The sequence below is a fragment of the Nocardiopsis sp. JB363 genome (assembly GCF_900143625.1).
Lineage (GTDB): Bacteria > Actinomycetota > Actinomycetes > Streptosporangiales > Streptosporangiaceae > Nocardiopsis.
Genome location: NZ_FRFF01000009.1, coordinates 77172 through 86827 on the forward strand (window position 1 = coordinate 77172; position 9656 = coordinate 86827).

Below are 9656 nucleotides of genomic sequence, written 5' to 3' on the forward strand. Positions count from 1 at the left end.
GCGTTTCGCATACCCGCCCCACTATCTTGATGTCAAGAGATATGCTGTGTCCCATGCGCGATGAGGTGGATGGGCTCTTGGAGGCGTGGCGCTCCCAGCGGCCGGACGTGGACGTGTCACCGCTAGAGGTGTTCAGTCGGGTGTCCCGGCTCGCCCGTCACCTGGACCGTGCCCGGCGCACCGTGTTCACCGAGCACGCCCTGGAACCCTGGGAGTTCGACGTCCTCGCCGAACTGCGCCGCTCCGGTCCACCCTACGAACTCAGCCCCGGCCGGCTGCTGCGCGCCACTCTGGTCACCTCCGGCACCATGACCAATCGGGTGGATCGTCTGGCCGCCGCGGACCTGGTGCGCCGCCGCCCCGACCCCGCCGACAAGCGCGGCGTCCTGGTGCGGCTCACCGACAAGGGCGCCGAACGCATCGACGCCGCGCTGGCGTCCCTGCTCAGCTACGAGGAGACGCTGCTCGCGCCCATGCCGGCCGCCGAGCGGGAACAGCTGGCATCGTTACTGAGATGCCTCTTGGCCCCCCTCGACAGGACGCCCTCGGGTCAGCAAGGCTAGTTACTCGGCGGTAGCCGCCTGCTCGATTACCAGTACAGGGACTTGGTTGGAGAGCATTGTGAGAATCCGTTGGATGGCCGTGGTCGCCGCGGTCCTGGTGGTCGCGGGATGTTCCGGAGAGGGTGGCGAGGAGGAGACCAGCACCTCCACGCAGAACCATTACCTCTCCTTGGGAGACTCGTTGACCGTCGGCGTACAGCCCGACGAGTCCGGTACCCAGCAGGAGACCCCGGAGGGGTACACCGACGTCCTGTACCGCACGCTGAAGGACGCCGACTCCACGCTCCAGCACGAGCGCATGGGCTGTGGTGGTGAGGACACCACCACGTTCATCGAGGGCGGGCTCCCCGGCTGCGACACCCGCTACGAGCAAGGTTCCCAGTTGGACGAGGCCGTGGACTTCCTTGAGGAGCACGAGGACCGGGTCGGCCTGGTCACCCTCACCATCGGCGCCAACAACTTCACCGACTGTGTGGAGGGCCTCGCCCCCGAGACCGGGAGCAGGACCGAGCTCGACATCGACGATGTCGGCCTGGACCGGGACTGTGTCGACGACGGCCTCGAACGGCTGGAGACGGAGGTCCCGGTGATCGCCGAACGGCTCACCGAGGCGACCGGACCGCAGACCCGGATCATCGGGATGACCTACTACAACCCCTTCCTCGCCCTCTCCCTGCTGGAGGAGAACGAGGAGAGCGGCGGAGACGACGAGGATTCCGAGGACGTCTCCGAGGACCTCCCGGAGGAGAACGCGGACCAGGTCGCCGAGGACGCCGAGTCCGGCGTGGCGGACGGCACCGTCGAGATCATGGAGGACGTCAACGACTCCCTCACGGCCTCCTACCAGGCGGCCGGGATCGACGTCGCCGACGTCGACGAGGTGTTCCAAGGCTCCGACACCAGCGTGCCCGACGAGAGCGACACCGGGATGCCGGTCAACCTGCAGAACGTCTGCGACCTGACCTGGATGTGCAACACCGTCCGGGGCCCGGACATCCACACCAACCTCGCCGGAGCCCAGGAGATCGCCGAGGTCTTCCGGGAGCAGGTCCGCTAGTACTTTCCGGTGGTGCCGTCAGGGTCCTACCGTGCCCGACGGCACCACCGCTTCGGCGACCAGGGCCGCGGCCTCCCCGAGCGCCCGCGCCTGCTCGTCCGAGAGGTTGTCGAACACACATGCCCGCACGGCGTCGACGTGCCCGGGGGCGACCGCGGCGACCTTCTCCCAACCGGCGTCCGTCAGGCGCCCCAGCGTGTATCGACCGTCCTCCGGGTCCGGGGAACGGGTCACCCAGCCCGCCTTCTCCAGGCGTGAGGTCACCCGGGACAGGTGCGAGAGCGTCATGTTGGCCCCGGCTGCGAGATCGCTGAGCCGCATCGACCGGTCGGGCGCCTCCGAGATCTGCGACAGGGCGTTGTATTCGGCCAGGCCCAGACCGGCGTCGGCGCGGAGCTGAGCGTCCAGCCGCACGGGCAGCCACGTCATCAGCGTCCATACCGAACGCCAGGTCCGATCCTCTTCCGGGTCCAGCCAGCGGGCGGGGGTGGTCTTCGTCATGCCTCCAGTCTATCCGGTGACTTGACGCGGCAAGTGATGCGCGACTAGATTACTTTCCGCAGCAAGTAATAGTTCGAGGTCCCGTACAGGGGCCTCCTGAAAGGGATTTCCATGAACCGCATCCCGCGTACCGACATCGACGTCTTCCCGCTGCACCTGGGCGGCAACACCTTCGGCTGGACCTCCGACCGCGAGGCCTCGTTCGCGGTGCTCGACGCGTTCGTCGCCGCCGGCGGCAACTTCATCGACACCGCCGACCTCTACTCGATCTGGGCCGAGGGTAACGAGGGCGGCGTGTCCGAGAGGATCATCGGTGAGTGGACGGCCGCGCGCGGCAACCGCGACCAGGTCGTCATCGCCACCAAGGTCGGCGGCCTGCCCACCCGCCCGGGGCTGTCGGCCGAGAACGTCGACGCCGCGCTGAACGAATCGCTCGAACGTCTTCGGACCGACCACGTCGACCTCTACTACGCGCACTACGACGACGAGAACGTCTCCATCGAGGACCAGGCCCGCGTCTTCCACGACCTGGTGAAGTCCGGGCGCGTCCGCCACTTCGCCCTGTCGAACCACTCCCCCGAGCGCACGCGCGAGTGGTTCGAGGTAGCGACCCGAGAAGGGCTGACCCTGCCGGTGGCGATCCAGCCGCAGTACAACCTGATCCACCGCAAGGACTACGAGCAGGGCTACGCCCCGATCGCCCGCGAGTACGACGTCGCGGTGCTCCCCTACTTCGCGCTGGCGTCCGGGATGCTGACCGGCAAGTACCGTACGGCCGCCGACCTGGAGGGCAAGGCGCGCAAGGGCATGGCCGAGGGGTTGCTGACCGACGACGCCCTCAAGGTCGTGGACACCCTGGTGGAGATCGCGAAGACCCACTCCACCGAGCCCGCGACCGTCGCCCTCGCCTGGTTGCTGGCCAAGGGCGTCACCGCCCCGATCGCCTCCGCCAGCAGGGTCGAGCAGCTGCCCGCCTTGATCGCCGCGCCCTCGCTGGAACTCACCGAGGCCGAGGTCGCCTCCCTCGACGCGGCGTCCACTCCGTTCGCCTGATCAGCGAGGCAGCGCGCCCTCGATGAGGTCGACGACCTCGGGGGCGTCGGGGACGGTCGTGGGTCGGAAGCGGTGCACGGTGTCGTCGGGCAGGACCAGGAACTTCTCGAAGTTCCACTTGACGCGCCCGGCGTCACCGTTCGCGTCGGGGACCTCGGTGAGCTCGGCGTAGAGAGGATGCCGGCCCCGGCCGTTGACCTTCACCTTGCTCATCATGGGGAACGTCACACCCCAGGTCATCGAGCAGTACTCGGCGATCTTCTCGTCACCGCCGAACTCCTGGAGGAACTGGTTGCTGGGAAAACCCAGGACCGTGAAGCCGCGGTCGGCGTAGCGCTTCTGGAGCTCCTCCAACGCGCCGTACTGCGGGGTGAGGCCGCAACGGGAGGCGACGTTCACCACCAGGCGCACCTTCCCGGACCACTCGCCGAAAGTGGTCTCACGTCCGTCGATCAGGGTCACCGGGATGTCGTCCAGGTCCGCCATGTCACTCCCTCGCGTCAGTCGCCGACGAGTTCGGCCTGTTCCAACCAGACCATCTCCAGCTCGTCCTTCTCCGCCGCCAGGGTCTTGGCCTCGGCGTCGAGCTCGGCGAGCCTGGTGTAGTCCTCGGCGGCGGACGCCATCTGCTCGTGCAGCCGAGCCTCCTGCTTGACGATCTTGTCCATCCGCCGTTCGACGCGCTGCATCTCCTTCTGCGCGGCGCGACGCTCGTTCGCGGAGACGGCCGGTACGACGTCCTCGACCTGTTTCTCGGCCGCGGCCGTCTCGGAGGCGCTCAGCGGCACGGTGGCCTCACCGGCGCCGGCGGCCCGTCGGTCCAGGTACTCGTCGACCCCTCCGGGCAGGAACGCCAAGGAGCCGTCGCCCATCAGGGCGAGCACGCGGTCGGTGATGCGCTCAAGGAAGTATCGGTCGTGGCTGACCAGCACGAGGGAACCCGGCCAACCGTCGAGCAGGTCCTCCAGCTCGGTGAGCGTCTCGATGTCCAGGTCGTTGGTGGGCTCGTCCAGCAGCAGCACGTTGGGCTCGTCCATGAGCAGGCACAGCAGTTGCAGACGGCGGCGCTCGCCACCGGACAGTTCACCGATCGGGGTCCACTGGCGTTCGCCGCGGAAACCGAACTTCTCCAGCATCTGACTCGCGGTGTAGTCCCGCTTGCCGATGGTGATGTGTTCGCGCACGTCCGTGACGGCCTGGAGGGGCCGGGCGGTGGGATCGAGTTCGGTGACGGTCTGGGACAGGTGCGCGAGCTTCACGGTGCGGCCGGTCCGCACGGTCCCGGAGTCGGGTTCGCGCTCCTCGGCGAGGATCTTGAGCAGCGTGGACTTGCCCGCGCCGTTCACGCCCACCAGGCCGACCCGGTCGCCGGGACCCAGCTGCCAGGTGAGCTGGTCCAGCAGGGTGCGGCCGGGGACCGAGAACGACACCTTCTTGAGGTCGATGACGGTCTTGCCCAACCGGGAACTGGCGAAGCGCACCAGCTCGACACTGTCGCGGGCCGGCGGTTCGTCCGCGATGAGCTGGTTGGCCGCCTCGATGCGGAACTTGGGCTTGGAGGTGCGCGCGGGGGCGCCGCGACGCAGCCAGGCGAGTTCCTTGCGCATCAGGTTCTGCCGACGGTCCTCCGTGGCGGCGGCCTGACGGTCCCGTTCGGCCTTGGCCAGCACGTAGGCGGCGTACCCGCCCTCGTAGCGCTCCACGGAGCCGCGGCCGACCTCCCAGGTGCGGGTGGTGACGGCGTCGAGGAACCAGCGGTCGTGTGTGACGACCACGAGCGCCTCGGAGCGGCCGCGCAGGTGCGCGGCGAGCCAGGCGATGCCCTCGATGTCGAGGTGGTTGGTGGGCTCGTCCAGGACGATGAGGTCGTGGTCGTCGACCAGCAGGCGCGCCAGACCGGAGCGGCGGCGCTCACCACCGGAGAGGCCCGACATCGGCAGGTTCAGGTCCCAGCCGCCGAGCAGCCCCTTCAAGAGGTCGCGGATGCGCGCGTTGCCCGCCCACTCGTGTTCGGCGAGCCCGCCGAGGACGAAGTCGCCGACCGTGGTGTCGGGGAAGTCGTCCCGCTGGTGCAGGAAACCGACCCGCAGCCCTCGGTTGTGCACGACGCGACCGTCGTCCGGCTCGGTGATCCCGGACAACACGGAGATCATCGTGGACTTTCCGCCGCCGTTGCGACCGACCACGCCGATGCGTTCGCCCTCGTCGACACCGAGGGAGACCTTGTCGAGGAGTACGAGCGGCCCGTAGGCCAGGGACACGTCCTGAAGATTGACCAGATTCGACATCACCCTCCATTGTGCTGCCCCCGCGGTGGTGCGCGGACCGTGCGGGGGCGAAGCGGGTGGAAAGGGGAACGCCCGGGACCGCACCACGCAAGGTCCCGGGCGGGTTCACGGGGAGAGGACCCCTACACCAAGAAGAACTCCCGGGCGGACTTGGCGATTCCCTCCGTGTCCAGACCGTGGGCCCGGGCGTGCTCGGCCGGGGTTCCGTAGGCGCGCAGTTCGGCGTCGCGCGGCACGCCCAGGGACAACTGGCGATGGCGGCGGTCGGCGAGCGCCTCGGACACCTCGTGCGCGGAGGTTCCGCGCAGGTAGGGCTCCACCAGGAGCACGTCGGCGTTGCCGGCGGCGGCGGTCAGCGCGCTGAGGCCCTCACGGTCGAAGGGGCGCACCGTGGCGGTGTAGGCGACGGTGACGTCGAGGTCGGCGGTGGCCTCCAGGACCCGGTCGAGCATGGGCCCGACGGCGAGCACCACCCCGGCCGAACGTGGTGAGCCGGTGCGCACCACGTGCAGTCGGGGCCCGACCGGCAGGGCGGCGCGGTTGGAGGTGTCGGACAGCCTCAGGTAGACGCGGTGGTCCCCGGGGATGTCCTGTTCGAGGGCGTCGCGGACCTCGTCGGGGTGGCCGGGCACCCGCACGGTCCAGCCGGGCAGGGTGTCCAGCAGGGCGACGTCCTCCGGAGCCTGGTGGGTACGGCCCTCCGCGGCGGCGTCGTAGGAGCCGCCGATGCTCACCAGGATCGCACCCACGTCCTGGTGTCCGAGACCGATCTTGAGCTGTTCGAAGGGGCGCTCAACAAGGAAGGGCGCGTAGCTGTGCGCGATCGGGCGCATGCCGGTGAGCGCGAGCCCACCGGCCACGTCGATCATGGCCTGTTCCCGGATGCCCAGGTTGATGACCCGGGCCGGGTGCTTGAGCGCTGAGCGGCGGAACATCGCGGCGGAGATGTCGGCGAGGACGACCGCTGTCCGTGGGTCCTCGTCCATGGCCTGATTGACGGTGGCAGCGAAGGTCTCGCGCATGTCTGGGCTCCTCGGCTTCAGTTGCGGACGCGTGCGACGACGGCCAGGGGACGGCCGGTTCGGGAAGTGGTGAAGGCGTCGTGGAGGGCGGTGTGGTCGCGCCCGTTCACCTCACGGGCCTCCCAGCCCTCGACCTCGAAGCGACGACCGATCCCCCCGGGCCAGCCGTGGCTGGCGGAGCCGTTGTCGATGGCCACGACGGTGAGGTTGTCCACACCCAGTCGACCCGCGGCGGCGATGGTCTCGTGGTTGCTGCCCTCGTCGAGTTCACCGTCGCCGACCAGCACCACCACGCGGGGTTCGGTGCCGTCGGCCCGGCGGATCCCCTGGGCCCGCAGGCCGAGGGCCGTCCCCAGACCCAGCGGCATGCCGTGCCCGAGGGAACCGCTGCCGATCTCGACCCCGGGCACCAGGACACGGTCGGGGTGGTGGCCCAGCGGGGAGTCGAAGGTGGTCCAGCCCCGCAGCGTGGGCACGTCGAGGAAACCCTTGGCGGCGAGCACCGCGTAGTAGGCGGCGGGACCGTGGCCCTTGGAGAGCAGGAAGCGGTCGCGGTCGGGAGCCTCGGCGGTGCCGGGTGTGATGTCGAGGATCCGGTCGTAGAGCACCCACAGGACGTCGAGGGTGGACGCGGAGGCACCGTGGTGCTTCTCGTCCCCCTCCATCAGTCCGATGAGCGCCGGAAGGTCGGCGTACCTGGAGAAGGTGGCTGCGGTCGTCATGCGGCCCAGTGTTCGGGCTCAACAAAGGTTGAGGTCAAGCCGAACGAAAGGCCCGACCTCCGAAAAAACTCACATGATCTGCGTCACACGATGGTGGCGCCGGGGACGTCCCCGTCCGCCGACACGACCTGTTCGCACAGCCCGGTGCCCCGCAACGCCGCCACCACCGCCGCCTCACGCTCGGAGACCACGGCCGGGTCCTCGTCTCCGCCCACCAGGAACGCGCAGGTCGGGCCGGAACCGGACACCGAAGCGCCCAGCGCCCCGGCGCCACGCCCGGCCGCGAGCGTCCGTTCCAACTCGGGCAGCAGCGACAGCGCGGCCGGTGCCAGATCGTTACTCAGGGACCGTCCGAGGGCCACGGCGTCCCCCGCGGCCAGGGCCTTCTCCAGCTCCGGGTCCGCTCGGGGAGCGGGCGCGTCCGGCCGCAACCGGTCGTACTCGCCGAACACGTCCGCGGTGGACAGACCACGCTTGGACAGGGCGAACACCCAGCGGTAGCGGCCCGGGCTCGACATCGGTTCCAGGATCTCGCCACGGCCGGTACCCACGGCGGTGGCTCCGACCAGCCCGAACGCGACGTCGCTGCCCAGCCGCGCGGCCAGTTCCAGCAGATGCTCACGGGGCAGCTCACAACCCCACAGGCGGTCGCAGGCGATCAACGCCGCCGCGGCGTCCGCGCTCCCCCCGGCCATGCCGCCGGCCACGGGGATGTTCTTCTCCAGGTGGATGTCGACCGGCCCGCCTCGGCCGGTCTCCTCCGCCACCAGAAGGGCGGCGCGGGCCGCCAGGTTGCTCTCGTCCAGCGGCACCCGGGCCAGATGCGAACCCATCTCGCCACCTGCGGTGAGAGCGACGAGGGGCCTCTGCTGACGCGGGTGCGCGTCCTTGACGGTAACCTCGTCGAACAGCGAGACGGCGTGGAACACGTTGACGAGGTCGTGGAATCCGTCCTCGCGTCCGGGCCCCACCGCCAACTGGAGGTTCACCTTCGCGGGGACCCGCACGGTTACGGTGGTATTAACGGTCACGAGTCCCCAATCGTAAAGGAACCCCCACCTTGCGTGAACACACACCCCGGCAGGGGGCCTACGGTGTTCACGAGCTTCGATCAGTGCGAAGATCCGCGCCTCGGAGTCCCACCACAATCCACGACCACGGACTCGCTACCACTGTCATGTCAGTCTCAGCCCGCCCTCGAAACGGCCCAATCCGGCCTGCGAGTGGGAATCCGGGCACAAACACCGCTACCTTGGGGCAAGGCGGAGTTTGGACACCGTCGGGGAGGGTCGCTTGCCGTCGGATGAGCTCCCGAAGAACCTGGAACCGTTGGCCGCCGGAGATCCGGCCACCATCGGTCCCTACGTGCTGTCCGGAAAACTGGGCAGTGGCGGCATGGGTACCGTCTACCTGGGCAACGCGCCCGAAAAGAACAACCATGTAGCGATCAAGGTGATCCGCCCGGAGCTCGCATTCGACGAGCAGACACGGGCGCGCTTCCGTGACGAGATGGAGAACGCCCGCAAGGTCGCCTCCTTCTGTACCGCCAAGGTGCTCGACCACGGAACGTTCGAGAACCGTCCCTACATGGTCACCGAATACATCGCGGGCACCGCCCTGGCCGAGCACATATCGGAGAACGGTCCCCTGGACTCCTCCACGCTGCACGGCTTCGCCTTGGGCGTGGCCGCGGCGTTGGCGGCCATCCACCGCACCGGGCTGGTCCACCGCGACCTCAAGCCCGCCAACGTGCTGCTGTCGATCTCCGGTCCCCGGGTGATCGACTTCGGTATCGCGCGGGCGATGAACACCGCCACCAACCACACCCAGACCGGCATCGTCATGGGCAGCCCCGGCTGGATGGCTCCCGAGCAGTTGCTGGAGGAGAAGGTCACCACCTCGGCGGACATCTTCGCCTGGGGTTGCCTGGTGGCGTTCGCCGGCAACGGCACGCACCCCTTCGGCAACGGTGACGCCATGACGCTGGGCAAGCGGGTGCTGTTCGCGGAACCGCAGATCAGCAACCTGGACCCACCGCTCGACCGTCTCGTCGCCCGCGCCCTGGCCAAGGAACCCGGCCGCAGGCCCACCGCGCAGGACCTCCTGTTGGAGCTCGCCGGGGGCGAGGAGGCCGGCAACCCCAACGACATGGTGTCGCACGCCCTGCACCAGTCATGGCGGCCCAACCTGCCGCCGATGCCGCCCGGCCCACCCGGGCCTCCCGGTATGCCGCACCCCGCGCACCAGACCGCGACGGGCATGCGCCACCCGGCCCCCGGCCAGTACCAGGCGGCGCCCCCCGTCGCGCCGCCCGCGCACCAGACCGGCAACTTCACCCACCCGCCGCAGTCGGCGCCCCGGCCGCCGCACGGAGCGCACCCGGCGACCGGTCACCCGGTGGCCGGGCCGCCGCGCCCGGCCCAGCAGGGGCCCCCGCCCGCGCCGCACCC

The 9656-nt window shown here is 69.5% G+C and carries 10 protein-coding genes; 4 read left to right on the forward strand and 6 right to left on the reverse strand.

The genetic code is table 11. The features are described 5' to 3' along the window. The first annotated feature begins 53 nt into the window (after window positions 1–53). Window positions 54–563: a MarR family winged helix-turn-helix transcriptional regulator gene (locus BQ8420_RS02750; RefSeq protein ID WP_087096219.1), complete on the forward strand. Its 510-nt coding sequence runs from the start codon at window positions 54–56 to the stop codon at window positions 561–563. Window positions 564–636: 73 nt separating this feature from the next. Continuing rightward, a complete protein-coding gene (locus BQ8420_RS02755) occupies window positions 637–1620 on the forward strand; it encodes a GDSL-type esterase/lipase family protein (RefSeq protein ID WP_200815768.1) in 984 nt (327 codons plus the stop codon). An 18-nt stretch (window positions 1621–1638) separates the two neighbouring features. On the opposite strand, the gene BQ8420_RS02760 is transcribed toward BQ8420_RS02755, so the two are convergent. Continuing rightward, a complete protein-coding gene (locus tag BQ8420_RS02760; protein WP_087096204.1) occupies window positions 1639–2121 on the reverse strand; it encodes a MarR family winged helix-turn-helix transcriptional regulator in 483 nt (160 codons plus the stop codon). A 111-nt stretch (window positions 2122–2232) separates the two neighbouring features. Here BQ8420_RS02760 and BQ8420_RS02765 point away from each other — a divergent pair, with 111 nt between their 5' ends. Further along, on the forward strand, window positions 2233–3174 hold the full coding sequence (locus tag BQ8420_RS02765; RefSeq protein ID WP_087096205.1) for an aldo/keto reductase: 942 nt from the start codon (window positions 2233–2235) through the stop codon (window positions 3172–3174). Here the strand turns inward: BQ8420_RS02765 and BQ8420_RS02770 are convergent, their stop codons facing one another. The 5 genes from BQ8420_RS02770 to BQ8420_RS02790 all read right to left on the reverse strand — a co-directional run bounded on the left by BQ8420_RS02770 (window position 3175) and on the right by BQ8420_RS02790 (window position 8237). Continuing rightward, window positions 3175–3660 carry a glutathione peroxidase gene (locus BQ8420_RS02770; protein WP_087096206.1) on the reverse strand — a complete coding sequence of 162 codons (486 nt, stop codon included), beginning with the start codon at window positions 3658–3660 and terminating at the stop codon, window positions 3175–3177. A 14-nt stretch (window positions 3661–3674) separates the two neighbouring features. Beyond that, window positions 3675–5462 carry an ABC-F family ATP-binding cassette domain-containing protein gene (locus BQ8420_RS02775; RefSeq protein WP_087096207.1) on the reverse strand — a complete coding sequence of 596 codons (1788 nt, stop codon included), beginning with the start codon at window positions 5460–5462 and terminating at the stop codon, window positions 3675–3677. 122 nt (window positions 5463–5584) lie between these two features. Then, window positions 5585–6484, reverse strand: coding sequence for a transketolase family protein (locus BQ8420_RS02780; RefSeq protein ID WP_087096208.1), 900 nt, complete (start codon window positions 6482–6484; stop codon window positions 5585–5587). Between the two features lie 17 nt (window positions 6485–6501). After that, window positions 6502–7206 carry a thiamine pyrophosphate-dependent enzyme gene (locus BQ8420_RS02785; protein ID WP_087096209.1) on the reverse strand — a complete coding sequence of 235 codons (705 nt, stop codon included), beginning with the start codon at window positions 7204–7206 and terminating at the stop codon, window positions 6502–6504. 83 nt (window positions 7207–7289) lie between these two features. Further along, the gene (locus BQ8420_RS02790; protein ID WP_087096210.1) at window positions 7290–8237 is read right to left on the reverse strand and encodes a 4-(cytidine 5'-diphospho)-2-C-methyl-D-erythritol kinase; all 948 of its coding nucleotides are present in this window, start codon (window positions 8235–8237) and stop codon (window positions 7290–7292) included. 262 nt (window positions 8238–8499) lie between these two features. Between BQ8420_RS02790 and BQ8420_RS02795 the strand changes: the two genes are divergently transcribed. Continuing rightward, on the forward strand, window positions 8500–9656 hold a 1157-nt coding region (locus tag BQ8420_RS02795; protein ID WP_235005886.1), incomplete at its 3' end, for a serine/threonine-protein kinase.